Source organism: Halomonas sp. AOP7-B1-5, assembly GCF_052353045.1.
Lineage (GTDB): Bacteria > Pseudomonadota > Gammaproteobacteria > Pseudomonadales > Halomonadaceae > Vreelandella > Vreelandella colorata.
Genome location: NZ_JBQTDC010000010.1, coordinates 80,687 through 104,175, shown reverse-complemented (window position 1 = coordinate 104,175; position 23,489 = coordinate 80,687). Strand labels below are relative to the sequence as shown.

Here is a 23,489-nt window from a genome sequence, read left to right as displayed (position 1 = left end):
CAGCACGCGCGGCTGCAGAATGGAGGCGAAGCCGCGATGTAGTAACCGTCGCCGGGCCTGTAATTGTTAGGGACTGCCGAAGAGTGGGCCACTACGTCAGGTCCTGATAAGGGTTGTAGGCTACTTCCCAGTAATGACCTTCGGGATCTTGAAAGTAACCTGAGTAACCGCCCCAGAAAACCTCCACCGCCGGTTTAATGAGTTGAGCGCCTGCGGATACTGCCTGACTGAGGACAGTATCAACTTCTGACTTGCTTGCAACATTATGGGCCAGCGTAATGCCGGAAAAACCGACCTGAGTCGGAATGGGCAATCCGATGTCCTTAGCCAATTCCTCCCGAGGATAGAGCGCTAGCCATGTTCCTTCCAGACTGAAAAAAGATATGTTGCCACCTTCAAAGTCGTGCCTCGGCAGGCCGAGGCCTTCGCTATAGAAACGAGAGGCCCTTTCCATATCGTCCACACCCAGTGTGATAATGCTGATTTTAGGTTTCATGACGTCCTTCCTAATGCTTGCAGCATGCACGCCTACAAAATGGAGCCGAAGGCGCAATGTAGTAGGCGTCGCCGTGCCTGAATTTGTTAGGCCAGGTTGTTTTTCGAGACCAAAAGTACACCACCCGCGCCTATGAATGTGCCGCCAAATAATCTGCCTGTAATTCTATATAGCTTAGAATTGCCTATCGTTGTGAACGTTCGACGTACTGCAATTGAGCAAATAAGCAAGCATGAAAACGAACATGATCCAAACCTCAATATCCATGTATTCTCCAAGGCGTATGGCCCCAACGCCCGCATAGAGCGCGCGAGGTACGAGCGGCGCACTTGACGCGATTGTTATGCTTGTACGGCATCGTTCCTGACTTTGGTCTTGGTGTAGTTAACCGGCGGATACTCACAGTGATTCTGGAAGTACCACCAAAGCAATTGTCCTTCAGCTTCCAACAGGGAACTACCGAACCGCTTAAAAGGACAGACCGCTATAGTTATTGGGCCGTATTCTCTAATGATTGCTTCAAACTTCAGTTTATTCGCTTTGGAAGAGGCATGAAGACTTGAGTACTGGAAATAGCGGTTTTTAAAGCTGCCCTTCGTTTGACCGATGTAAATAATCCTGCTTTCTCCGACAAGTCGCGGAATGGGCTGAGCCGATAGAAATAAATAAACTATCCCCTTCGCCAGGGAGGCCCTAGGCGAGCCATAGACAGTTTGAAACGCCTGCGTAGAAACATTCTCTATCGCTCCAGGAAGAAGCTCAAACTCCCTAATCACTTCGTAAAAATTTGTACTATCTATCATCTGTCTCTCGAATATTGGTGCATAGCGCTGCGTTAAGTGGTGAACAACCCGATCACCTAACCTAAATCATTGTACCTTAAACACTAAATTCGACTTACACTGAAGTCGCCAAACGTTGTGAATCCACCTTAAACGCCTTGTTAGGGACAATCTAAACGCGCCTGACCATCTTTATATGAGGAACTCCCGTAATCTTGGCTATATAAGATTGACCTGAAGCCTTAAATCCCAACTTTTCATACATTGATACAGCATGTAGCCTAGCATTTAAATAAATTTCTTTCGCTCCATTTGCAAGCGCTTCATGTGTGAGCTTCGTTAAGACTCTAGTGCCTAAGCCCTGACCTTGCATGTTTGGGAGAACGACCATCTGTGAAATCTTAAAGACTCGATGACTTTCTTCGCTTAATCGTCCATATGCGCACAATGAATCATTTTCTATCGCTGCAATATGAAAACTACTACTCTCAAGACCATCAAACATACTTTCTCGCGGAAGGTCGAGAGCTCGGAAGAACAAGTCATACCGCAAATCTAATGCCTCTTTGTATAGCGCATCCGTGCGTTCTAAGTGAATAAGTTCCATTTTATCTCCTTGTCCATAACACCCATTAAGGTGTGAGGCACGCAATACCGATGCTGCCGCATACCATCTTAAACACTAAAACCGACGCATAATAAAAATGCCACGCGTGCCGAATCACTCTTAATTTTTTTTGTTAGGAGATTGTTCTCGATATGCTGTAAAACCTATCATCAACGTTATCAACCACAAAACCAACTCTTTCATAGAGATGGAAGGCTGGGCTGACTTTAAATACACGTAACCTAAGTCGATTAGCGCCTGATTCAATTGCTAACCTTTCGCATTCAGAAAGCGCTAACGCACCAATACCTTTATTTTGGTATTTCTCGCTGACTTGCAAGTCACGGACATAGCAACCGACGTTATCAAATGCCAAACGAATCGCCCCAACGACCTCACCATTGAGCAGGATATCGAAATTGGTTAAATTATGGATTTGATCTTCAATTTTTGAGCAATCCCAATCAACAGAGTAATGCTCGTAGTATGAACGCATGTTTAAGTAAGTAATCTCAGCCGAAGCTGATAAATCTTCTGTTTGTCGATACGAAACCATTGAATCTCCTAACAGTGATTATACGGAAGGATAGATAACCTCAATGAATTTTATGGTACGTTCATTAAGGTTATCTCGCTGCCTTGATCAAATCTGCCTCATTGATTCTATTAGGAGCAAAGAAAAACTTGGCTGCATATTAAAAATCCGCGCGCCTTCTCGCTTACCCTGTAGCGCACATAATTGGCGGCTGCGATCATGTTTCACCTACAGGCAGCGGCTAATGAGCTAGTCGCCTATTGATTAGCTGCGGGGCTGGCTTAATAAGTAGTGGAGATGTGCGCGCACTTCTGACCACTCTCCCCTGAGCAGGCTATACATCACCGTGTCGCGAATGGTGCCATCACGGCGCAGCTTTTGTCCGCGTATGACACCATCCTTTTTAGCCCCTAGGCGCTCAATAGCACGTTGGCTTGCGTAGTTGAAGTTGTCGGTGCGCCAGCCAACCACGTTACAACCCAACGTATCGAAAGCATGCGTTAACAGCAGCAGCTTGCAGGTGGTATTGATATGGGTACGCTGCGCGCGTTTGGCATACCAGGTGTGGCCAATTTCTACCCGTTTTACCTCAGGTAAGATGTCGTGATAGCTCGTCGTGCCAAGCACAGTACCGCTGGCCTCCTCAATGACGGCAAAAGCAAAGCGGTGGCCTGCCTCACGGTCTTTCAAGGCGGTTTCAATAAAGGCGCTTGTTTCATCAGGCGATGGTACCGCTGTGACGCGCAAATTCCACAACTCGCCATCGGCGGCGGCAGCGCACAGGCCCGCTTCGTGATCATGCGCTAATGGCTCAAGCTTTACGCCGTTTGTGTTAAGGGTGACAGGGCTCACGAAAGTCATATCTATCCAAACGCCTCTTGTATTTGGCAGTCGAAAAATACTAATAAGTCGATATTACTTAAATAAGATTTGAAATAGTCATTAATGCCTATTAATAACCCGAAGAATTTGCCATGGAGGCCAGCTTTTAGTTTAGCAGTGCCCAACGACGCAGACGCCGGAACTATTGAGTCCCGGCGCCGGTGCAGTCAGATAAAAATTAACTACTGAGTATTTAAGCGTGATGCTTAAAGTACATTTTTATAAGAAACGCCTCCTTTCATAATGAGCATCAGCTGTTCGTCAGGCTCAGTAAGCACAGTGATATCGTCCAGGGGGTTATCTTTAAGGATAATGACATCACCACGGGCGCCAGGGATAATTTCACCAAAATCGCCCGTATGGCCGTAGGCATCGGCCGCGTGGCTGGTGGCCGCACGAATCAGCTCATCGGCAGGTACCACCTCTTTGCGAAGATGAAACTCATTGAGCTGATGGCGCTGCATACGGCCCAGTAAGTCAGACCCGTAAAGCATTTTCACACCGTGGCGCTGCGCCATTTCAAGGGCTTTGCCACCCGCATCAAGTACGTCGAACACTTTACGCTGCAGCTCTTCAGCCATACCCGCTTCCACGCCTTCTTTAGCTAACGCATCGTAAGTACACAGCGTAGGCGTCAAATAAGCGTCATGTTCGAGGAAGAGACGGCAGCTCTCCTCGTCCATAAGATTACCGTGCTCGATGGTTTTAACACCGCGGGGAAGTAGGCGATTAATAGCGCGTGCTGTATAGGCATGAGCCATGGTATGAATATTGGCAGCCGTCGCCTCTTCTACAATGGCGTCGATCTCTTCAAGTGAAAACTGTGTGCTATCAATACGATCTGTGGGTGACGACACGCCACCAGACGCCATGATCTTAATTTGAGTAGCGCCTTTGCGAATCTCATCACGAGCGGCCTGACGTACTTCACTAACACCGTCACATACACGGCCAAGGCCTGCACAGCAGAAGCAGCCTTCAAAGGTTTGCTGGCCTGGCCCACGCATATCACCGTGGCCACCCGTTTGTGAGAGCGCCCGGCCAGCGTACATGATACGTGGCCCGGCAAGCGTCCCTTCATCTACCGCTTTGGCAAGGCCGTAATCAGCCCCACCGGCATCGCGTACGGTGGTAAACCCACGCATTAACATGGCTTCGAGCAGCTCGCTGGATTTGGCGCCCACATAAAATGGCGAGAGCGTGCCCAGCAGCGCAAAGTTAGGCGTGATGGCGGTGACGTGTACGTGAGAATCCACCAGGCCAGGCATCAGGTAGTGGCCTTTTACATCGATCACCTGGTCGTCGTTGTCCTCAAGTGGGGACTCGCTTACCGCTTCAATGCGCCCATCTTTGATGCGCACCTCATGATTAGGGAGCACTTTACCGTTGCGTGAATCGATAACGTTGGCGTTGATAAAACGAGTGGTAGTCATGAGTGTTCCTTATTGTATAAGCGTCAGAACATTTTCTGCGGAAGATAAAGCGAAAGCGCAGGAATCAGCACGATGAGCAGCAGCGCGACGATGTCCATCACGATGAACCAGCTCACGCCCCTAAAAACCTCGCTCAAGGTAACGCTGTTGCCGAGTGCGCCTTTGATGACATAGACGTTGAGTCCGATGGGCGGCGTGACCAGCCCGACTTCGAGCAGTTTGACCACGATAATGCCAAACCAAATCAAATTAAGATCAGCGCCTTCGACCAGGGGAAGTATTAGCGGCAACGTCAGTAACAGCAGACCAATGGAGTCGATAAACATGCCTAAGACAAGGTAGATAACGGCTACCGCTAGGATGATCCACCACGTCTCAGTGCTCACACCCAGGATTAACTCTGAGAACGCAGCGGGTACACCGCTCATGGCCAAAAAGCGGGTGAAGAACAGCGAGCCAATCAAAATAATAAAGATGCTGGCCGTGCTTACCGCCGTTTGGACGACCGCTTCACGAATGGCAGCGATGGTTAGAGTACGGCGGGCCAAGGCGATTAATGCTGCAATAGTGGTGCCTACTGCGCCCGCTTCGGTAGGTGAAAAAACACCCAGAAAAATCCCGCCAAGCACAGAGCCAATGAGTAATGGCAGCGGCCAGATATGCTTGAATGCTTCCCACTTTTCTTGCCAGGTAGAGCGTACATTGGTATCCCCAGCCAGGCTTGGGTTCAGCTTGGTACGCACCATGATCATGGCAATGTATAACAGCGCCGAAATAACGCCCGGGATGAATCCTGCCATGAACAGCTGGCCAACTGATACTTGGGCATAAACACCATAAAGCACCAATAAAACGCTTGGCGGAATCAGCGAGCCTAGCGTGCCTGATGCAGCAACCGTGCCCGTTGCCAGCCCCTTATCGTAATTATGCTTGAGCATCTCGGGCACTGCGATGCGTGACATAGCTGCCGATGTTGCAACGCTTGACCCCGATGCGGCGGCAAAAAAAGCCGACGCCATCACGCTGGAAACCGCAAGCCCGCCAGGAAGCCTCGCCAGATAGAGGCGCATGGCCTGGAAGAGGCCTTGAGTCATGTTAGTGGAGGTACACAAGTAGCCCATGAATAGAAACATGGGCGCGGCGGTTAATTCCCAAGTACCCGCAAAATCGAAGGGCGTGGCAGAAATCATCCCCCATGCCACTCGCATGTTGGTCATTTCGCCAATGCCGATAATCGATACTAATCCCAAGGCAATACCGATTGGCACGCGCAGGGCGATAAGGGCCAAGGCAATGGCGATACCCGCCACACCTATCTCGATGTTAGTCATTGATTAGCTCCTACAGTGCTTGGCGTTGATGCACTGCCTTGATCATGTTGGCGAGAATGGCCAGGCACATGGCGGCAAAGCCGACCGGTAATGCCCAGCGGCTGGGCCATAAATAGAAGGTAAAGTTGGCCATGGCGGTTTCTTGACGCACCGTGGCACGAACGGCATCAAGATAGCTCTGGTAACAGAGCATGCCGAAGTAAACCAGGCCAAGCGTACCGGCAAACAGGTAAAACGCCAGCTGCACAGGGGGCGAAAACCTGCCTACAAAAACATCGACACTGATGTGCTCCCGCTGGAGTTCCACGTAGGCAATGGGCAGAAACACTACCGCGACCATGTAGTAGAAGGAGACGAATTCCAGCGTGCCGGTAAACGATTTACCAAAAAAATAACGCAGCCCTACATCAAGCGTGACATGTAGCGCCATCAGGATAAGAAACAGCGCCGCCAGCACTAGTGCGCTCTTGGCAACCCACTGGCTTAATGATTCAACAATGCGCGTGATCATACATACTCTCTTGTCTTCGCTTGCGAAGATGCAAAGCCAAGCTCGATAAGAGCGTCTTTCCAGAACAGCAGCATGTCGCGGTAAAGCTCTGGGTCATCACGCCATATGCTCTGGGCGCCCATACCGCGCATCATGCAGAGTGTGGCGTTCAAAGCCACGCGATTTTGCCGTGACGTATGCCTTGAGCTGGCAACAAGCTGCTCCCAGATTGTCTCTAAAGAGCTATTGAACCTGGCAGCAAGGGGAATAAGCACTTTCATGATGTCAGGATCGGTACGGGCAGTGGTCAAATACTCCAACGTCACCATGTACAGATCCCCTTTGAAATGCTCGTGCAGTACTCTCAACAGGCTATCGAAGTCAAAATTACCCTCTTGCACGCTGACTGCCAGCTGGCGAACGTTCTCAACCTCTTGGTTAAGCAGGTCCTCCAGAGCTGACTGCATCAAAAGCGTTTTGGACGGATAGTGATGAACCAAAGCCCCACGAGACACACCGGCCTGACGAGCGACATCAACCGTCGAAGTGGCACGAATTCCCTTGGCAAGAACGCATTCGATCGTTGCCTGCATCACGCGAGCTTGAGTGTTGCGTGAGCGCTCTTCCTGATTTTGTCGCTTCGTCATACCGGTCCCTATTTTTATTGCATTAACGTTGGCTGCCTAGCAGGCATACAGAGTACGTTAAATTAATAAATGCCGTAATCAGCGGGAAGTTTGCTGTAGATTTCATCCATCGCTAACTGGGCCAAGGCCTCTTCGTCACTGCGATCAACGCCTTCAAGCAGTGCTTGCCACTTTTCATAGGTGCTTAGGAAGTCATCAATCAAGGCTTCGGGGTCTTCCACGCCATACTCATCGCGCGCTTTGTCGTAGACGTTGGCAAGTGCTTGCTCGCGGAACGCGACCACGGATTCCATGAGGTCAGCTTCCGGCTCATAGACGTTGTTACCTAGCTCTTTGGCCTCTTCAATAGCAGACTCTGAAGCGCTAATGAATTGCACAATCATGCGCGTCATGGCTTGAGCAGTGGCTTGCTTGAAAACATCGCGCTGCGCGTCATCAAGGCCTGACCAAAACTCTTCGTTAAAGCCCCACTGAGGGCCAGACCAGTACATGCCGGTAGGCAGAAGCGTTGTGTGTTTGGCCACCTCCCAGAGGGAGCGATCAATTAGGTCGTTAGTGGCGTTGGTAGCACAATCCAGTGATCCACGGTCAAGACCGCTATACATTTCACTGGAAGGAACATTCACGGGGGTGCCGCCAGCTTGTTCTACCCAGGCAGATACCGTTGAACCTGCGGTGCGGATACGCTTGCCGCGCAGTTCTTCAAGATTACGCACCGGCTCCCGACAAAACATCATGTAAGGCGGGGTGCTATAAGCGCCCAGATAAACGATATTCAGATCTTCCCATTCAGCGAGCTGGGTGGGATTGTGCAGGCTAAAGTCGGTAACCGCCAGTATGCTGACCAGCGGATCATCATAGTTAAACCCCAGCTCCTGAACCGCATTGGCTACCGGCATTTCAGAAGGTGTGTAAATAGCGGCATGGTGTGCTACCTGCACAATATTATCCTGAATACCCTGCAAATTAGCGCGCGGCGCTAGTAGTACAGTACCCGTATAAACCTCAGGTTGTAGCTCCCCATCAGAAAGCTCTTTAACCATCTCAGCCCATTCGATATAACCGTAACGAGAGTGAGGGTGCTGTTGGTCGTAAAACGAATTAGCAATAAAAGAAGTTGCCGCTTGAGCGGAAGTAGCAAAAGCAGGTAACGCAAGAGAAGCGACAGCCAGAGTGAGTGCATTGCGGTTGAAGTTCATATTGTATTATCCCCGAACCGAATCAATCGGCAGTTTTTAGTGTTATGTTATTTCATTTAATCGTGACGGCATACTATCTTCTAGCGTATGCACACTATTCAATTTAAACTTCAAAAAACATAAAAACAAGCAGGTCTGTTTGTTTTTATATGAAGCGTACAGAAGATTACGAGTAAGCTTATGAAAAAAGATAAGAATAAAATAAAATTGGACATGGCTGGCACATGGAGAGGAATTCTCATGATGCTCCCCTTGGCGGCCTTCACTGTCGCGTTTGGTTTAGCCTTTGGTGTAGCTGCTTCACATGAGGGTGTCACTCATTGGGAAGCGATGTTGATGAGTGTGCTTGTCTTTGCTGCTCCGTCGCAATTTGCAGCGCTTGAGCTATGGCAGACGCCACTGCCCATGCTGGCCCTAGCGGCCACTACCCTCACGATCCATACCCGGCATGTCTTAATGAGTGCGTCCTTATACCCTTGGCTCAAGGCATTGCCCTTGCGCCAACAATTCGCCGTAATATTCATGCTGACAGATTCAAATTGGGCTATGGCGTTAGGTGAATATCATCGCGGCGAGCGTAATATTGGCATTCTTTTAGGCGGGGGTATTGCGCTATGGGCTGCCTGGGTCGCAGGAACTGGCTTAGGGTTAGCATTCGGAGGTGGGATCAATCAACCCGAACGCTTTGGCCTTGACGTGATCATGCTATGTTTTCTGCTGGTCATCGTGATAGGTGGAAATCCCAAGGCGTTGATGATTTTACCGTGGCTGGCAGCAGCCATCAGTGCCTTATTGGCGTATTGGTGGCTGCCTCCCTATCTGCATGTAATGGTAGGCGCTTTAACGGGCGGGATGGTCGCCATCTTATTACCTAAACGCTGGTATAAGACGGGGACATCATGAGTTCAATCACGGTGTGGCAATCGTTATTAGCAATTATGTTAATGGCAGCCATCAGCTATGGCTCTCGTGTGCTGGGACTGCTAATTATGGCGCGTTTACCATTAAGCCCTAACGTTCAGCTTTTTATTAATGCCATGTCTAGCTCAGTGCTTATTGCGATTATAACGCCAATCATTGTGCATGGTGACGGCGGCACCCGCCTCGCCGCTATCATGGCAGGCATGGTGGCGATTATCTTTAGAAGCCCATTAGCATCAATTGCAATAGGAATCGTATGCGCAGCGGGTTGGCGTTGGTGGTTTATGTCATAAAAAACATTTAAGTCAAACCAATTAATATGTCTCTTAACTCTGACCAACAGTTATCTTTTATTAAAAACCAAATAAAATCAAGATATAGAACACCAACTTTATTTAAAAAGAAATTTTTAAAAAAAACATACTACAAAAAATTAGCAATGCTATTTTTATTCAAGGAATCAGGCGTAAACGTTTTGATTGTTAATTTAAACTACTAAAAAGTGTCAACGCTTTATCACTACTAACAATAGCCGCATACTCCCCTTCCAGATTCGCCAGTGACATGGCGTGCACTTCATCCGCCGTACGGTAAGTGCCTGCGTAGTCCTGCTTGGCAAAGGTAAAAGTGGCATCGGCGACGACGTGGGTATCAAAGCCAAGATTACCGGCTGTGCGAGCGGTGGCTTCAACCGAATTGCTGGTACTTACACCGACGATAACCAGCCGCTTGATCTCGCGAGCGTGAAGCCAGCGCTCTAAGCCTGAGTGGGTAAACGCACAGGGTATGTTCTTTTCTACTACGTGCTCTTTAGGTTGCGGGACTAGTGCGGGCTGGAACTCTGCGCCTGGTAACCCCGGCCAAAATGGCGAGTTGGGGGTGCGTGAGATATGGCGTACATGCACTACGGGCCAGCCCGCTTTACGCCATTCAGTGAGCAGGCTCTGAATATTATTTTCGGCATCCGGGTTATTGCGCTCACCGATGGCGGGATCGCTCATTCCTCGCTGCATATCGATGATCACCAGGGCGGCAAATTGATTACTCAAAATACTTCAACCTTCTATACAGCTTGCCTAAAAAGCGTGTGCCCAGCATTAATCCAATGCTGAGTATAACCACTGCCAGCGAACCGTAAGCCACCATTCCGTCCCATGTCCATTGGCTAATCGCCGTGCCCAAGTGCTGAACGAAAAGATACACGCCGATTAAGAAACTACCGGCCCGTACCAAGCCTGCCTCGCTGATGGATAAGGCTGAGTCAGCGCTATCACTGTCATGAATTTTATTGGCCAGAGTTACGGCAGAAAACCACAGTGCGATGCCCACGATGATAGGAATAGCAATGGTGGCCACTAGCCCTGGCAGCCACTGGGTTAGCTCTGCCTCAAAGCTTGGGCTAAACAGCAACGGCGATACGCTAAGTAAAGGATTGATGGCAAGGTAAACGGCGAGCAATCGAATCAGCAAAATAGAAAAAGGTTTCATGGGTTTACCTAACACGCAAAACTTAAGCATAAGCCAACTTTGGCACGAAAGCCCGGTAGCAGATACAACATCGCCCTGATAATTGCTTATCAAGGCGATGAGGCAACACCGTTATATCAAGAGTTATTAGATCGATTGATTAACGATCGCGAATGGCAATAGGTCCAATAGGCGCAACGTTGGGCATGAAGATGGTGACCTCATTAACATCATGCATAGGGGCAACGAAGTCCGCTTTCCAGGAACCGACGCGAGGATTCTTGGAGGGATCATAATTAAAGCCCAGATGCAGGTTATCCGGGGCGACCACGCCACCATCTTGACGCAGCAACGAGAATGACTGGTCACCAAACTCGGCGTAGATCTGCCCATCAATGCGCTCTAGCGGAATGTCTTCGTAAATAAGTTCGCCGGAATAACCGGGGTAGTCGGTCACAAAGCGCACCTCAATATGCAAAACGCCATCCTTGCGCACGGCCTTGTACGGCTCAGCATAGGCGTGGCCACTGGCAGTGGGTGCCTGCTCAGCGTTGAGGGCAAGGGCCGGGCTGCTAGCCACTGCCGCCAGCATTAGACAAGAAAGGCTTAAAAAAGTGGTTCGAAGCTTCATATCTGGCTCTATTCGAGAGTTTCGTAAGTGTCTAACGGCATAGAGCCGCCCGAAGGCGGCTCTTAGGTAATTGCCGTACGTGAGTGTTTACTCGGCGTCTATACCAAAGGCATTCATGCCCGCGCGGAATACGTCGGTGTTGTCGACCCAGTAGTGGCTGTCTGCATCCACTTCGTAGCGGGAAAGCCCTTCTTCTTGCTGAGCGATGTCATAGAAGAACTCAGCACCTGCACCGTGGGCATACAGCGGCACCAGTTCACGGGTGTGGGTGTCGGAGTGCCAACGTACCAGGGGTAGCGCACCGGCGCCCTGATTGACGACCGGGCTATAGGCATTGACGTCAGAATCAGGACCTTGCAGCAGGCCGTTGCCGTGGTCGGTAGTAACAATGATCAGGGTATCGTCCCAGGAGCTGTTGTTTTCTACCCACTCGACAGCCGCTTCAACCGCTTCGTTGAAGTCGATCTGCTCTTCGATGATACGCGGCAGGTTATTGGCATGAGCGGCCCAATCCACAGCGCCGCCTTCAACCATCAGGAAGAAGCCATTGTCGTTGCCGCTTTCGTTGGCGTTAAGCACGTTCAGGGCAGCCCCGGTCAGGGTGGCTAAGCTCGGAGAGGTATCCAGGAAGTTTCCACCGATCACGCCAGGGCGGTTGTATTGAAGGGTCTGAATGTTCTGCACCAAGCCCAGCAGCTTGTCCTTGGGCAGATCGATTTCACCGGCGGCCAGCGCTTCAAAGTCTTCCTTGCTTTCGATAAAGGCATAATCCGTTTCGCCGTCCATCAGGCGCTGGTAGTACTCTTCACCACCGATAAAGCGAAAATCGCTCTCACCGGGGTTATCGACACGCTCGCCTGCCGCATCGTAATAAGGGTGACCTGTACCGATGGCCACAGTGGCAAGGCCGGAATCAACGATTTCGCGGCCAATCGCGCTGTAGTCGTTGCGGCTTACGTTATGGGCCAGGAAACCGGCTGGGGTAGCGTGTGAAATCTGCACGGAAGAGACAACGCCTAGAGCACGGCCGCTTTCAACCGTGTATTCGCCGATATGCTTGAGCGACTCATCGTCGTTGGACCAGTTGATGGCATTGTTGAAAGTCTTCTGGCCGGACGCCAGCGCAGTCGCTGCCGCGGCGCTATCAGTGTAATCGGCGCGGGCATAGTCGTAACCGGCAAAATAGCCTTTGTAGTTACCCAGGCTGCCCTCGTAAACGGTGTCTACCGCTTCGTCGTTCCAAAGCTGGGCTGGCTCAAACGTGACCGTTCCGTCGTCGCTATTGGTGGGCATATTGGAGGTATTCAGCGGATGAGTGGCCATGAAAAGCTGCACATCAAACTCATCGTAAACTTCATGACCTAGCGCGCCATGACGGAAGTAACTTGCTGCGCGGAACGTCTCGATACCGGCACCATCGGTGACCATTAAAATGACATTTTTAGCCGTATCTTCCTGCGCTAATACCGGCGTAACCATGATTGATGCCAGTGCTAACGTAAGTGCATTTCGCTTAAAATTCTTCATTTTCATCCCTTGGCTAAATTTAGCTAACTCGTTATTCGGCTAAGCCTAACGTTCGAAAATGTCATTTCTGTGAATCTGAATTAATAAAATTAATTTTTGCTAATAAATGATTGGCTGCTTTCTACTCACTCAATAACGGGTTATTCAATAACGCCCCGCCTTAGCCATCACTTCGATAATAAATCGCCCAAGGCTTGCACGTTCAGCCACACCGCATATACTGTATATATAAACATATATAACGATAGAGGCAGGCGTATGGCGTCTCTCGGTAAACCATCAGCGCAAACTACCGTGCATAAAGGGCGTGGGGCTACTTATGATCCGCATAACCGCTTTGCGCCAACCCACAGCGTGGCGGAGGACGATGGCTGGTGGCAAGAGGAAGCCTCCACTACGTTGGTCACGGAAGTACGCGAAGAAACCAGTAAAAGTGCACTCTCCTGGAATAAATCGCCCGACCTTCCTTTTGACCGTTCGTTGAACCCTTACCGAGGCTGCGAGCACGGCTGCGTTTACTGCTACGCCCGGCCCTCTCATGCTTACTGGGATCTATCGCCGGGCCTTGATTTTGAAACCAAGCTGATTGCTCGAAACGGCTTGGTAGAGCGTTTGAGCGAAGAGTTTTGCAAGCCAGGCTATGTTTGCCGCCCTATCAATCTCTCGGGCAATACAGATTGCTACCAACCGCTGGAAGCCAAGCGCCAGTTAACGCGCCAGCTGCTTAAGCTTTTATTGGCATGCCGCCACCCGGTCACTATCGTAACCAAAAGCACTCTGGTGCTAAGGGATATTGACCTACTGGCTGAAATGGCGGAATACCGTTTGGTGCGTGTGTTTGTTAGCCTGACCAGCCTGGATGCCAATATGAAGCGCACGCTGGAACCCCGCGCCGCCTCTCCTCAGGCACGCTTAAAAGTCATCCGCGAGCTTAATACCGCAGGCATTCCTGTGGGCACTTTGGTTAGCCCGGTTATTCCAGGGCTTACCGACCACGAAATAGAGCGCATTCTGGAAGCCGCCAGCCGCGCAGGCGCACGAACAGCCACCTGGATGTTGCTACGTTTGCCTCATGAGGTAGCGCCGCTTTTTGAAGCATGGCTTGAAGCTCACTACCCCGAGCGAGCGGCGAAAGTAATGAGCCTGATGCGCCAATGCCGGGGCGGGAAGGCCTATGATGCCCAGTTTGGCAAACGCTTTCGCGGTGAAGGAATTTTTGCCGATATGATCGCCCAGCGTTTCAATCGCGCCAGCCGTCAGTGGAATTTCCAGGCACGCACCGAGCAGGGGCTGAATACCCGAGACTTTCGACCGCCCAATGCCCAAGGCGATCTCTTTTATTAGCGCTTAATAAAAAGGCATCTGATCGGCGTTCTCTGGATAGCAAAGAGTGCCTGACAAATGCCTTGAAGATACTATCTATACATAGCCTTAATTACGCCGCTCACGCAGCTCATTAAGCACCAGTGTGAAAAAGCCTCGGATCTCATCGAGTTTGGGACGCGCTTGTTCAATCAGCGTATCGAACGGCTCCAGTTCGCGCTCCTGAGCTTCTCTCTCGGCCAGCTCATCGCGTATTTCTTCAATAAGCTCGGCTGAATCATCGAGCATGGACTTGAGTTCAGCGGTCGAGGTTGAAACGATCTTTTGATGGGGCGTCATGTTTTTTACCTCAAAGCAGCGTCGTGAATGCGATCAGGATGGCCGGTATGACAATAAATACGCTTAATACCCAAGCGGCCGCCAAAGCTTTTCTTTCTGAAGCTACACGGCCTAACCATTCAGCGCCTTTTACCGGCAGCGGGCGAAGAAACGGAAGTCCGAAAATGACGACTACCGCCAATAGATTAAAGAATAGATGAACCAGAGCGATCTCAAGGGCCAATATGGCCGTGGCGCCGGTTATTGCGGTGGCTGCAAGCAGCGCCGTAAAGGTCGTGCCGATGTTAGTGCCCAAGGTGAAGGGATAAATCTGACGTAATGAGAACGCGCCTGCCCCCGCTAATGGCACCATTAAACTGGTGGTCGTGGATGAGGACTGTACTAAAAATGTTACCACCGCGCCGGAAGCAATACCGGCAACCGGACCACGCCCGATGGCTTTATGCATTATATTTTTTGCCTGTCCTACCATTAATACTCTCAGCAGCGCACCGATATAACGAATCGCTAAAAAAATCAGCGCAATGCCAAAAACAATCATGGCAATTCCACCGGCAACCGTGGGCAGGTTCATGGCCACACTTTCGACAGTAGAGGTAATCGGCTTCGTTGCCATACCGACAATATTGATGCTACCCATGGAAAGATCGGCGTCGCCGTAAAATAGAAATGCCGTGCTTTGCGCCATCTTCTCCAACGGATGAAAGATAAGTTCGATAGGCAGGAAAATAGCCACCGCCAGCAAGTTAAAAAAGTCATGCACTGTTGCTGCGGAGAACGCGCGTTTAAACTCAGCTTTATCGCGTACATGACCCAGGCTTACCAGCGTATTGGTAACCGTTGTGCCTATATTCGCGCCCATGATCATGGGGACCGCGGTGGCAACCGGCAATCCACCGGCCACAAAGGCGACGATAACCGAGGTAACGGTGGAGGATGACTGAATCAACGCCGTAGCGACAATCCCGACCATCAGGCCAACAAAGGGATTGGTGGCAAACTCAAAAAGCTGTTGGGCATGATCGCCAGCAGCTATTTTGAAACCGTTACCAATAATTGATACTGCACAAATCAAAAAGTACACCAGCAAGGCAAGCGTGAGCCACTGCCTTAATGTCCCTTTGCGCCTGACCTTTACCCTTCCACGCTGGCTGGGTAACACCTCTTGTACAGCGCTATTAATATTCTCGGCCATTTGCCACACCCTCTTGGAAGGAAAAACGCCCTGATGCCCACCTACTTCAACGAAGGATGGCGGCTATAGGTGACATAAGCGTGACAACAGCGTGGCACTATGATGTTAGTGCAAATAGAGTGGACACACATATTAAACGGTGGCTGTGGCAAAAAGCGTTCCGTATGCTTTAGCCGACGCTCATTTTTAAGGCAATCACACTTATGGCCGATGCTCTCAGCAAGACAAAATCCAGCTTCTATCGCCGTCTTTACGTGGCTTACCTGATCGATCAGGGAGTCTCTAGCGTGCCTGCGCTCGTGAGCTTCTGCGGCATGCCGCGTCGTACGGCTCAGGACACCATCACCTCGCTTGCCGAGCTGGATATTGAATGCCAATTTCAAACGACACAAGGCGAGCGCCATAACAGCGGTGAATACCGGATTATCAGTTGGGGTCCTATTGATCCTGCCTGGGTCAAGAAGCAAGCAAACCAGCTGGCCGAAGCGCTTGACTACCCCGCTCTCTCGGCTTGATTAATGTGCTGATTCAGCGGATCAGTCGCGCCAGGCAAGCCGTGCGGCGTTCAGCGTAACGCTTAATGAACTGGCGACCATGGCCAGCACCGCCACCAGCGGTGGAATGGCCATAATGATGACAAGCCCCAGTGCCAGCGTGTTATATAGCGCCGAAAGGGTTAAGTTTTGGACCATCACGTGACGGGTAGCGCGCGCGGTGGCAAGGCCCGTCACTAAACTGGCAATGCCAGGTTTTAACAGGTGCGCAGCGGCGCCTTCTCGGGCAGCGTCGCTGGCATTAAAAGGGGCCATGCCGACATCGGCGGCGGCCAGGCTTAAGGTGTCATTAATCCCATCACCGACAAACAGGGTGGGAGCAGGCAACCCTTGCACCAGGCGCGCTTTTGCTTCTGGCGAGCGCTCGGCATAGCAGGCTTCGGCGGGCAAACCCAGCTGCTCGGAAGCGGCGTACACCGCGCTAGGCCGGTCACCGCTGAGCATGGCGACCCAGTAGTTAGCCTGAAGTGCATGAACGCTCTGCACCGTATCCTCCAACAGGGCATCCTCTAGATAGAAGCTGCCTAGCCAGCCTTCCTCATCCGCGAGCAATACTTCTGACGCCGATGGGCTTGAAGCACTGGCCGCCTGAGGCGGTAGCTCGATGCCCTGGCTTTCAAAAAAGCGTTGGCTGCCCAGCCAAATATCGCCTTGTTCAGGCAAGCGAAGATGCACGCCCTGCCCTGGCACATCCTGTATCACACTGGCGTTTATAGTTGTTGTTTTCTCAGAACGCGCCCAGCGCGTCAATGCCTGGGCCAGCGGGTGCTGGCTATTAGACGCGGCCTGATAAAGTGTGGCCTTAAGCGTCGGCTCTGCCACACCCTCTCGGCTTTCCCAGGCCATAAGCGCAGGCTCGCCCTGGGTAAGCGTGCCGGTTTTATCCAGTGCAATCGCCTGAATTTTAGCCAGCGTTTCAAGCGCTGCCGGGTCGCGTAATGCAATGCCTTGCTGAAGCAGTTGCCCACTCCCCGCCAGGCTTGCCAAGGGGACGGCAAGCCCAACGGCGCACGGGCACGCAACTACCAACACTGATAGTGCGCGCACGGCGGCCTCTTCAATACCCAGCCCGAGTAACAGGCCCACCGGGAAGGCGGCAACTCCGAGCAATAATGCCACTGGGCTTAACCAGGCAGCAAAGCGGTCGGCGAGTTTTTGAAGCTCGCCTTTCTGGGCCTGATAGTGACGCATCTGTTCGCGCAGACGGTCCAGGCGGCGCTGGCCTAACGCCTGGGTAACGGTAATGACGACTTCGTCGCTGCCGAGTAATCGACATCCGGCATAGACCGCCTCTCCTCTGGAGAAATGCCGGGGAACACTTTCCCCGGTGAGCGATGCGGTATCCACCCAGGCAGCGCTTTCCAAAATGCCATCTAGTGCAATCAGCGTTTGAGGCGCAAGTTTTATCCGCGCCCCTGGCTCAATCTCAGCTAATGGAGCTACCCGCCACTGATCCCCCTGCCATACCGCGGCTTCGTTATTGGGCTCGGGCAAGGCGTCGAGTGCCTTTAACCCTCGGTGGCGGCATAGGGTTTCTACCAGACGCCCGCCTAGCAGCAGCACAATCAGCATCACGGCAGTATCAAAATACACCTCCGCCGAGCCGCTCAATAAAAGCCCGATGGAAACCACTACAGCAGCAAGAACGCCGAGGGTTACCAGTACATCCATGCCCGGTCGCTTGGCGTATAGCGTACGCAGGCCCGCACGATAAAACGGCCAGCCGGCAAAGGTCACAACCGGAATAGAAAACGCCCCAGACACCCAAGCGACGACCCACTCAATCGTTGGATTAGGCAACGCGCCGGCATAGATCAGGATGGAGGCGAGCATGGTCCACATGCCAAATACCGAACCCACCAGCAGGCGCAAGCTCAAATAGCGGCTTTCCTGCTCTAAGCGTGCATGCGCATCCGCATTGGGTTCCAGCTCGGTTAAACGGTAGCCCAGGCGCTTTATTTTAGGGGCCAGGGCATCGAGCGAGATAGTTTCGCTGGCGCCCTTTACCCATAGCGTGGCCGTTGGGTAATGCACGCTGATACTCTCAACACCTTTACGGTGACTAAGCACTCCCTCAACGGCGAGCGCACAGCTGGTGCACCACATACCGCTTAGCGTATAGAGCGCCTCGTTATTGCCCGGCTCACCCGGTGCCGTTTGAGTTGCCACACTAAACCCTTATAAACAAGGCGGCAGACCCACCATCGGCCCAGCAACAAACATCACGCCTCCCGCAGAAAACACATAAAGCCAGGCGGAAACAAAGGCGTTAAAGTGCCGCCGTCCTTCATGCATTTTGGCTTCCTGGAAACATCCCCAGGCTAGCCCTGCCAGTAGCAAAGCAGTCAGCAGGCTCAACAATAACAGGCTGATATTGATTGAGGTGAGGGCACCCTGCGCGGGGTCGGGGGGCGCCACGGCGCAGGCGACCGAAAGGCCGCCATATATCGTGATAAACCAGATACTCCAAAGCGTTAGCCCGCCGACAAAATGGCCCGGATGAGTGAGATGCAAACGCTGAATAATAGCTTTCATGCTTTAGCTCCCAATCACTCTAGGTAACACGGCCAGCGCAACAATCAGGATCCAGAACACGACTGCGTTATAACGCCAGAAATAGGCCACTACCACGGGCTCAAACGGCGCATGAACGCCTACATAGCGATAGCCAACACGCATACCTTGAAGCAGAGAAATTACTGCTCCCAAGGCGCTGTGCAGCAATGCGTAGTACAGGCCTACCATTAAGATAGCGTCATGGGAGGTTTCCGTAACTGCCAAATCAGCGCGCCACATTACCCATAAAATCAACGCAAACTGTAAGGCGCCTAAAATCGCTGCCCCGTAAAGGCGCATCGCCAAGCCGCTGTCCTGCTGCTTACGCAGTTTACTGACACTGCTCTCCATTAGCGCCGAACCTCCCAGCAAGGCAACCCCGGCGACCACTAACGCAACTAATGAAAGCGGTGAGGCGTCAGGCATCCTCCACCCTGGCGACACGGTCCACAAATAGAACCAGCCAAAAAGGTAAGACAGGAAGAAGGACCCGTTGGCGATCATCGCCGTGGTCATGGCCCATAAACCGGGGCCATCCATGGTACGCGAATGAAGCGGGGGATCGCCGGGCATCACCTTGGCATCCGGTGCTGCTTTGGGGTGGGCGCCGTTTTCCCACGACCAGCGCAGTAGAAAGCCAATGGCAATCAACACGCCGACCCCAGCCAGCGGATACCAGCGCAGCAACAGGCTGATACACACCACGGCCAGCGCCATAGCCGCAAACAGTGGCCACCAGGAGTTACCGGGCAAATGAATGACTTCCCGCACTTTGCCGGTCAGCGGGTCAGTGCCCCATAGTTCACGGCGGCCGTGCTCTGCGGCAGCTAAACCATGCTTGCCTTCCTGCATCTGCTGCGGCAGTTCAGGATACTCCCAAAGTGGGTGGCGAGTTTCAACGGATGGCAGGCTGACAAAGTTATAGGGGCTAGGCGGCAGTTGATTGGCCCACTCAAGCGTGTCGGCGTTCCAAGGATTAGTCTTGGCGGGTTTGCCGTAGCGAAAGTGCAAGGCAATATCAATCAGTACCATGGCAAACCCGGCGGACATAACAAAGCTACCGACAGACGACAGCAGATTGAAGATGTCCCAACCAAAGCCGGTATCGTAGGTATACACCCGCCGCGGCATACCCAAAAGCCCTGTCCAGTGCATGATCAAGAACGTGGCATTAAAGCCTATAAACACCAGCCAGAAGCCCCACTTGCCGATCGTTTCAGACGGCATACGCCCTGAAAACAGCGGCAGCCAGTAGTAAATGCCCGCCATCAGTGGAAACAGCATGCCGCCTACTAGCACATAGTGCATATGTGCTACCACAAAGTGGGTATCATGGACCTGCCAGTTGAACGGCACCAGCGCCAGCATGACGCCAGTCAAACCACCGCACACAAAAATAACCAGAAACCCGACGATCCATAACATGGGTAGCTTCATTTTAGGCTTGCCAAGCCATAGTGTGGCCAACCAGGCAAATATCTGAATACCGGTTGGGATCGCCACCAGCATACTGGCCGCCGAGAAAAACGCTTGGGCAAGCTGGGGTATCCCCACAGTGAACATGTGGTGTACCCATAAACCAAAGCTGATGAATCCCATAACGGTAATCGCAAAGACGACCCAGCCATATCCTACGATAGGCCGCCCGGCAAATACGGGAATGATCGTTGATACAATGCCCGCCGCCGGCAAGAAAATGATGTAAACCTCTGGATGGCCAAATAGCCAGAATAGGTGTTGCCAAAGTACCGGATCACCGCCACCGGCCACTTCAAAAAACGGCATACCCACGGCACGTTCAAGCTCGAGCAAAATACTGCCCAAAATCAATGGCGGAAAACCCACCACGATCATTAGCGCCATGGCGAGAATGTACCAGGCAAACAGCGGCATTTTATGCAGCGCCATGCCCTGCGTGCGGGTACGCAGAATGGAAACCACCAGCTCTACACCGGCAGACAATGCGGAGATCTCAACAAAGGTAATGCCCAATAGCCAGAAGTCGGACCCCAGGCCTGGCGAGTACTCGCTGCTGCTCAGCGGCGTATACATGAACCAACCGCTGTTGGGGGCCATTTCGATCACCATGCTGAACGACAAGATGATGCCGCCAAACAGATAACACCAGTAGCCCAAGGCAGTTAGCCGTGGGCATACCAAGTCGCGTGCGCCAATCATCTTGGGGATCATGTAGATCGCCAAACCTTCCAAGATGGGAATGGCGAACAGGAACATCATCACCGTGCCGTGCATGGTGGTCACTTGGCTGTAGATATCCGGGGTCAAAAAGTTCTGATCGGGCGTCGCAATTTGCGTGCGAATCAGCATCGCCAATATGCCGCCAATCAGAAAAAATGCCATCCCGGTGACCATAAACCGCAGGCCAAGCGTGGTGTGGTTAACGATGGTTAAGGCTTTTAATCCGCGTGGATTTCCCCAAACATCAGACAGGTCATCATGCAGCTTTTGCAGATTTTCTGGGCCGGTTGCCTCTGGGTTTCTCGTGGTCATGGTGTCAGGGTCTCCAGCCAAGCACCCAGGGACTCCAAGGTGGCAGTATCCATATAATCGTGCGGCGGCATTTTGTTACTCGGTTTAAGCGTTTGATGATTTTCCAACCAGTAATGGATGGCGCCCTCTTCCATGGGCAGCACGCCAGCACCCAGATTATGGCGCGCGCCTACATCAGACAGATCGGGTCCGATGGACGATGAAGAAAGTCCGGCCACGCTATGACAAGCGGCGCAGGTGGAGGCAAAGGTTTCGCGGGCCTGGGCAAAATTCTCATTGGCAATGGCCAGCTCCGCCAACCGCTCTTCCTGCCGGTCAGCCAGCCACGCCTCATACTCCTCGCGCTCGACGGCCTCTACGTAAAGGTTCATATGGGCATGTTGCGCGCCACAAAACTCGGCGCACTGAGCGCCAAAAATGCCCGGTTCATCGGCCTCAAGACGAATAACGTTAACCCGACCGGGTAACATATCGATCTTGCCACCTAATCGGGGCACCCAAAACGCGTGGATCACATCAGCGGAGGTAACGTGAAAGTCCACGGGCTCACCGGCCGGCATAATCAGCTGGTTCGAGGTCACGACTTCGCCACCCTCTGCGCCTGGGTAGCGTACTTCCCACCACCACTGGTGGCCGATAACTTCTATAACGTCCGGTGGCTCGCTTAACGGCAGTGGCAGCATACGTTTACCGGTCGGTACGCCAAAAATGAGGAGCGCGCTGACACTGAACACGGGCAATAAAATTCCGCCGCCCACAATCCAGCGGCGGGCAATTTTACGCTCTTGCTGAGGCGTCCGTTCATGGTGCTTGCGCTTAAACGCATAAAGCCACAGCGCAATGACCCCGATAAACACGACCGTGGCAAAGGTCAGCATGATCCACCAAATAAGCACTACATCGCGTGCAGCTTGCCCAGCGGGGTCTAGAATAGACTTATCACCGGCACACCCCGTGAGCCCAAACAGAGCCACCAGCGATACGTACGTTAACCGGTTGACCCGCCGCGCAACAGCACGTTGAATACACAACGAGGCGACGTGATATAAGTAACGCTCCCTCATGTTTTTATCCCTATTTCTGCCCACAGGAAGTGATTATGGCAAACCCCAATAGGCGCACAATTAAAAGCCGCGCCGCGATTGCTGGCCACCCGCTGCACCCGTTGATGGTGCATTTCCCCGTCGCCGCACTCATGGCTCTGGTAGCCTGCGATTTGGGCTACTGGTATACCGCCGACCCTTTCTGGCTGCGCGTTGGACTTTGGCTGGCGGGCATTGGCGCGCTCGGCGGCTGGCTTGCGAGCATCGCCGGCACGATTGATCTGGTCAGCGTGGGGCAGATTCGCCGTTTGATCACAGGTTGGAGTCACGCCATTGTTGCCGTTGTCATGCTGTCGCTGGCATCGTTTAATTGGCTGATACGCTTTAATCAGCCCGAGATGGTGCTGCCCTGGGGCATTGCAATTTCCGTCATCACCGCTGGTTTGGTGGCGCTGGCAGGCTGGCTGGGTGGTCAGTTGGTGTATGAACATGCGGTGGGTGTTGAAGTAGAGGAATAGCTTGGCACTGGTCATGGCGGGTTAACTCCAGTCCAAGGGTTTAGCCAATACAAATCCTAATACGCTAAGAATACCCGCCAAAGCCAGCAGCAACGCTAAAATCGAGGCCGTTTTTACACCTTTATAAATGCCCATTTCCAAACGCAGGATTAACCAGCCGCAGCTGCCATGCGCCGCGACCATGGCCACGACCGCGGCTAGTTTAAAAGCTAACCAACCGCCCATTAATCCGTGCAATAAAAATAACGCGGTGCCCGAAAATATGGCGACCAGGGCTGCAGGGGTTGCCACGGAAATATAAAAAAACCGCGGCATGGGAGGCGAGCCTTGAGCAAAACCCGCATCTTTACGCAGCTGAAGCGAGTAGCTCAGTAACGCAGGCAGGTATAGAAGTGAGCCGCACCAGATAACGAGCGAGGCTATATGCAGAAGTTTTAGCCAAGGCATTGTGGCTTCCTTGCGTTGCGTTAGGCTTGGATGAATTGCGCTCCCTATACCTTAG

Annotated in this window: 26 protein-coding genes; 5 read left to right on the top strand and 21 right to left on the bottom strand. The window is 52.2% G+C overall.

Going from position 1 to position 23,489, the window contains the following annotated elements; genetic code table 11:
- Nucleotides 1-91: 91 nt before the first annotated feature.
- From ACT3XD_RS07620 to ACT3XD_RS07575, 10 genes are all read right to left on the bottom strand, one after another.
- The gene (locus ACT3XD_RS07620) at nucleotides 92-496 is read right to left on the bottom strand and encodes a VOC family protein (protein WP_192539800.1); all 405 of its coding nucleotides are present in this window, start codon (nucleotides 494-496) and stop codon (nucleotides 92-94) included.
- Nucleotides 497-837: 341 nt separating this feature from the next.
- Nucleotides 838-1,299, bottom strand: coding sequence for a hypothetical protein (locus tag ACT3XD_RS07615; RefSeq protein WP_192539801.1), 462 nt, complete (start codon nucleotides 1,297-1,299; stop codon nucleotides 838-840).
- A gap of 151 nt (nucleotides 1,300-1,450) precedes the next feature.
- Entirely contained in the window at nucleotides 1,451-1,885 is a 435-nt protein-coding gene (locus tag ACT3XD_RS07610) for a GNAT family N-acetyltransferase (RefSeq protein ID WP_192539802.1), read from the bottom strand.
- A 133-nt stretch (nucleotides 1,886-2,018) separates the two neighbouring features.
- On the bottom strand, nucleotides 2,019-2,441 hold the full coding sequence (locus tag ACT3XD_RS07605) for a GNAT family N-acetyltransferase (protein WP_192539804.1): 423 nt from the start codon (nucleotides 2,439-2,441) through the stop codon (nucleotides 2,019-2,021).
- 243 nt (nucleotides 2,442-2,684) lie between these two features.
- On the bottom strand, nucleotides 2,685-3,281 hold the full coding sequence (locus ACT3XD_RS07600; protein ID WP_192539805.1) for a GNAT family N-acetyltransferase: 597 nt from the start codon (nucleotides 3,279-3,281) through the stop codon (nucleotides 2,685-2,687).
- A gap of 227 nt (nucleotides 3,282-3,508) precedes the next feature.
- Nucleotides 3,509-4,735: a metal-dependent hydrolase family protein gene (locus ACT3XD_RS07595; protein ID WP_192539806.1), complete on the bottom strand. Its 1,227-nt coding sequence runs from the start codon at nucleotides 4,733-4,735 to the stop codon at nucleotides 3,509-3,511.
- A gap of 23 nt (nucleotides 4,736-4,758) precedes the next feature.
- On the bottom strand, nucleotides 4,759-6,066 hold the full coding sequence (locus ACT3XD_RS07590; RefSeq protein ID WP_192539807.1) for a TRAP transporter large permease: 1,308 nt from the start codon (nucleotides 6,064-6,066) through the stop codon (nucleotides 4,759-4,761).
- A gap of 10 nt (nucleotides 6,067-6,076) precedes the next feature.
- Nucleotides 6,077-6,577, bottom strand: coding sequence for a TRAP transporter small permease subunit (locus ACT3XD_RS07585; protein WP_018917456.1), 501 nt, complete (start codon nucleotides 6,575-6,577; stop codon nucleotides 6,077-6,079).
- Nucleotides 6,574-7,203, bottom strand: coding sequence for a TetR/AcrR family transcriptional regulator (locus ACT3XD_RS07580; protein WP_192539808.1), 630 nt, complete (start codon nucleotides 7,201-7,203; stop codon nucleotides 6,574-6,576). The genes ACT3XD_RS07585 and ACT3XD_RS07580 overlap by 4 nt, the downstream gene beginning before the upstream one ends.
- 62 nt (nucleotides 7,204-7,265) lie before the next feature.
- A complete protein-coding gene (locus ACT3XD_RS07575; RefSeq protein WP_192539809.1) occupies nucleotides 7,266-8,402 on the bottom strand; it encodes a C4-dicarboxylate TRAP transporter substrate-binding protein in 1,137 nt (378 codons plus the stop codon).
- 180 nt (nucleotides 8,403-8,582) lie between these two features.
- Here ACT3XD_RS07575 and ACT3XD_RS07570 point away from each other — a divergent pair, with 180 nt between their 5' ends.
- Complete coding sequence (locus ACT3XD_RS07570; protein WP_192537616.1) at nucleotides 8,583-9,305, top strand: AzlC family ABC transporter permease; 723 nt, start codon at nucleotides 8,583-8,585, stop codon at nucleotides 9,303-9,305.
- Nucleotides 9,302-9,616: an AzlD family protein gene (locus tag ACT3XD_RS07565; protein ID WP_018917460.1), complete on the top strand. Its 315-nt coding sequence runs from the start codon at nucleotides 9,302-9,304 to the stop codon at nucleotides 9,614-9,616. The genes ACT3XD_RS07570 and ACT3XD_RS07565 overlap by 4 nt, the downstream gene beginning before the upstream one ends.
- A 189-nt stretch (nucleotides 9,617-9,805) precedes the next feature.
- Here ACT3XD_RS07565 and ACT3XD_RS07560 read toward each other — a convergent pair whose 3' ends face one another.
- From ACT3XD_RS07560 to ACT3XD_RS07545, 4 genes are all read right to left on the bottom strand, one after another.
- Nucleotides 9,806-10,372: a cysteine hydrolase family protein gene (locus ACT3XD_RS07560; protein WP_192537617.1), complete on the bottom strand. Its 567-nt coding sequence runs from the start codon at nucleotides 10,370-10,372 to the stop codon at nucleotides 9,806-9,808.
- Nucleotides 10,365-10,811, bottom strand: coding sequence for a hypothetical protein (locus tag ACT3XD_RS07555; RefSeq protein ID WP_192537618.1), 447 nt, complete (start codon nucleotides 10,809-10,811; stop codon nucleotides 10,365-10,367). The genes ACT3XD_RS07560 and ACT3XD_RS07555 overlap by 8 nt, the downstream gene beginning before the upstream one ends.
- 139 nt (nucleotides 10,812-10,950) lie before the next feature.
- The gene (locus ACT3XD_RS07550) at nucleotides 10,951-11,421 is read right to left on the bottom strand and encodes a hypothetical protein (RefSeq protein ID WP_192537619.1); all 471 of its coding nucleotides are present in this window, start codon (nucleotides 11,419-11,421) and stop codon (nucleotides 10,951-10,953) included.
- 87 nt (nucleotides 11,422-11,508) lie between these two features.
- Nucleotides 11,509-12,948, bottom strand: coding sequence for an alkaline phosphatase (locus tag ACT3XD_RS07545; protein WP_192537620.1), 1,440 nt, complete (start codon nucleotides 12,946-12,948; stop codon nucleotides 11,509-11,511).
- 258 nt (nucleotides 12,949-13,206) lie between these two features.
- On the opposite strand from ACT3XD_RS07545, the gene ACT3XD_RS07540 reads away from it, so the two are divergent.
- Nucleotides 13,207-14,292, top strand: coding sequence for a PA0069 family radical SAM protein (locus ACT3XD_RS07540; protein WP_192537621.1), 1,086 nt, complete (start codon nucleotides 13,207-13,209; stop codon nucleotides 14,290-14,292).
- 87 nt (nucleotides 14,293-14,379) lie between these two features.
- On the opposite strand, the gene ACT3XD_RS07535 is transcribed toward ACT3XD_RS07540, so the two are convergent.
- Together ACT3XD_RS07535 and ACT3XD_RS07530 are read right to left on the bottom strand one after the other, a co-directional pair.
- The gene (locus tag ACT3XD_RS07535) at nucleotides 14,380-14,610 is read right to left on the bottom strand and encodes a hypothetical protein (protein WP_192537622.1); all 231 of its coding nucleotides are present in this window, start codon (nucleotides 14,608-14,610) and stop codon (nucleotides 14,380-14,382) included.
- Between the two features lie 10 nt (nucleotides 14,611-14,620).
- Nucleotides 14,621-15,805, bottom strand: coding sequence for a Na/Pi symporter (locus ACT3XD_RS07530; protein ID WP_225736105.1), 1,185 nt, complete (start codon nucleotides 15,803-15,805; stop codon nucleotides 14,621-14,623).
- A gap of 203 nt (nucleotides 15,806-16,008) precedes the next feature.
- Between ACT3XD_RS07530 and ACT3XD_RS07525 the strand changes: the two genes are divergently transcribed.
- Nucleotides 16,009-16,320, top strand: coding sequence for a winged helix-turn-helix domain-containing protein (locus ACT3XD_RS07525; protein ID WP_192537623.1), 312 nt, complete (start codon nucleotides 16,009-16,011; stop codon nucleotides 16,318-16,320).
- A 21-nt stretch (nucleotides 16,321-16,341) separates the two neighbouring features.
- Here the strand turns inward: ACT3XD_RS07525 and ACT3XD_RS07520 are convergent, their stop codons facing one another.
- The 4 genes from ACT3XD_RS07520 to coxB are packed head-to-tail and all read right to left on the bottom strand — an operon-like array spanning nucleotide 16,342 to nucleotide 22,490.
- Nucleotides 16,342-18,528: a heavy metal translocating P-type ATPase gene (locus ACT3XD_RS07520; RefSeq protein WP_192537624.1), complete on the bottom strand. Its 2,187-nt coding sequence runs from the start codon at nucleotides 18,526-18,528 to the stop codon at nucleotides 16,342-16,344.
- Nucleotides 18,529-18,537: 9 nt separating this feature from the next.
- On the bottom strand, nucleotides 18,538-18,894 hold the full coding sequence (locus ACT3XD_RS07515; RefSeq protein WP_018917472.1) for a hypothetical protein: 357 nt from the start codon (nucleotides 18,892-18,894) through the stop codon (nucleotides 18,538-18,540).
- 3 nt (nucleotides 18,895-18,897) lie between these two features.
- A complete protein-coding gene (gene ctaD / locus ACT3XD_RS07510) occupies nucleotides 18,898-21,426 on the bottom strand; it encodes a cytochrome c oxidase subunit I (RefSeq protein WP_192537625.1) in 2,529 nt (842 codons plus the stop codon).
- Complete coding sequence (gene coxB, locus ACT3XD_RS07505; RefSeq protein ID WP_192537626.1) at nucleotides 21,423-22,490, bottom strand: cytochrome c oxidase subunit II; 1,068 nt, start codon at nucleotides 22,488-22,490, stop codon at nucleotides 21,423-21,425. The genes ctaD and coxB overlap by 4 nt, the downstream gene beginning before the upstream one ends.
- A 35-nt stretch (nucleotides 22,491-22,525) precedes the next feature.
- On the opposite strand from coxB, the gene ACT3XD_RS07500 reads away from it, so the two are divergent.
- Complete coding sequence (locus ACT3XD_RS07500) at nucleotides 22,526-22,987, top strand: DUF2231 domain-containing protein (RefSeq protein ID WP_192537627.1); 462 nt, start codon at nucleotides 22,526-22,528, stop codon at nucleotides 22,985-22,987.
- A 21-nt stretch (nucleotides 22,988-23,008) separates the two neighbouring features.
- Here ACT3XD_RS07500 and ACT3XD_RS07495 read toward each other — a convergent pair whose 3' ends face one another.
- Nucleotides 23,009-23,434 (bottom strand): CopD family protein, encoded by a 426-nt coding sequence (locus ACT3XD_RS07495; protein WP_018917476.1) that lies wholly within the window; start codon nucleotides 23,432-23,434, stop codon nucleotides 23,009-23,011.
- Nucleotides 23,435-23,489 lie beyond the last annotated feature (55 nt).

Bases quoted from the DNA above. Each gene is read 5' to 3' on its own strand.
- ACT3XD_RS07535 (WP_192537622.1), bottom strand. From the start codon at position 14,610: ATGACGCCCCATCAAAAGATCGTTTCAACCTCGACCGCTGAACTCAAG.
- ACT3XD_RS07570 (WP_192537616.1), top strand. From the start codon at position 8,583: ATGAAAAAAGATAAGAATAAAATAAAATTGGACATGGCTGGCACATGG.
- ACT3XD_RS07550 (WP_192537619.1), bottom strand. From the start codon at position 11,421: ATGAAGCTTCGAACCACTTTTTTAAGCCTTTCTTGTCTAATGCTGGCG.
- ACT3XD_RS07500 (WP_192537627.1), top strand. From the start codon at position 22,526: ATGGCAAACCCCAATAGGCGCACAATTAAAAGCCGCGCCGCGATTGCT.
- ACT3XD_RS07605 (WP_192539804.1), bottom strand. From the start codon at position 2,441: ATGGTTTCGTATCGACAAACAGAAGATTTATCAGCTTCGGCTGAGATT.
- ACT3XD_RS07590 (WP_192539807.1), bottom strand. From the start codon at position 6,066: ATGACTAACATCGAGATAGGTGTGGCGGGTATCGCCATTGCCTTGGCC.
- ACT3XD_RS07575 (WP_192539809.1), bottom strand. From the start codon at position 8,402: ATGAACTTCAACCGCAATGCACTCACTCTGGCTGTCGCTTCTCTTGCG.
- ACT3XD_RS07600 (WP_192539805.1), bottom strand. From the start codon at position 3,281: ATGACTTTCGTGAGCCCTGTCACCCTTAACACAAACGGCGTAAAGCTT.
- ACT3XD_RS07555 (WP_192537618.1), bottom strand. From the start codon at position 10,811: ATGAAACCTTTTTCTATTTTGCTGATTCGATTGCTCGCCGTTTACCTT.
- coxB (WP_192537626.1), bottom strand. From the start codon at position 22,490: ATGAGGGAGCGTTACTTATATCACGTCGCCTCGTTGTGTATTCAACGT.
- ACT3XD_RS07595 (WP_192539806.1), bottom strand. From the start codon at position 4,735: ATGACTACCACTCGTTTTATCAACGCCAACGTTATCGATTCACGCAAC.
- ACT3XD_RS07530 (WP_225736105.1), bottom strand. From the start codon at position 15,805: ATGGCCGAGAATATTAATAGCGCTGTACAAGAGGTGTTACCCAGCCAG.
- ACT3XD_RS07525 (WP_192537623.1), top strand. From the start codon at position 16,009: ATGGCCGATGCTCTCAGCAAGACAAAATCCAGCTTCTATCGCCGTCTT.
- ACT3XD_RS07565 (WP_018917460.1), top strand. From the start codon at position 9,302: ATGAGTTCAATCACGGTGTGGCAATCGTTATTAGCAATTATGTTAATG.
- ctaD (WP_192537625.1), bottom strand. From the start codon at position 21,426: ATGACCACGAGAAACCCAGAGGCAACCGGCCCAGAAAATCTGCAAAAG.
- ACT3XD_RS07515 (WP_018917472.1), bottom strand. From the start codon at position 18,894: ATGAAAGCTATTATTCAGCGTTTGCATCTCACTCATCCGGGCCATTTT.
- ACT3XD_RS07620 (WP_192539800.1), bottom strand. From the start codon at position 496: ATGAAACCTAAAATCAGCATTATCACACTGGGTGTGGACGATATGGAA.
- ACT3XD_RS07580 (WP_192539808.1), bottom strand. From the start codon at position 7,203: ATGACGAAGCGACAAAATCAGGAAGAGCGCTCACGCAACACTCAAGCT.
- ACT3XD_RS07540 (WP_192537621.1), top strand. From the start codon at position 13,207: ATGGCGTCTCTCGGTAAACCATCAGCGCAAACTACCGTGCATAAAGGG.
- ACT3XD_RS07610 (WP_192539802.1), bottom strand. From the start codon at position 1,885: ATGGAACTTATTCACTTAGAACGCACGGATGCGCTATACAAAGAGGCA.
- ACT3XD_RS07495 (WP_018917476.1), bottom strand. From the start codon at position 23,434: ATGCCTTGGCTAAAACTTCTGCATATAGCCTCGCTCGTTATCTGGTGC.
- ACT3XD_RS07545 (WP_192537620.1), bottom strand. From the start codon at position 12,948: ATGAAGAATTTTAAGCGAAATGCACTTACGTTAGCACTGGCATCAATC.
- ACT3XD_RS07615 (WP_192539801.1), bottom strand. From the start codon at position 1,299: ATGATAGATAGTACAAATTTTTACGAAGTGATTAGGGAGTTTGAGCTT.
- ACT3XD_RS07585 (WP_018917456.1), bottom strand. From the start codon at position 6,577: ATGATCACGCGCATTGTTGAATCATTAAGCCAGTGGGTTGCCAAGAGC.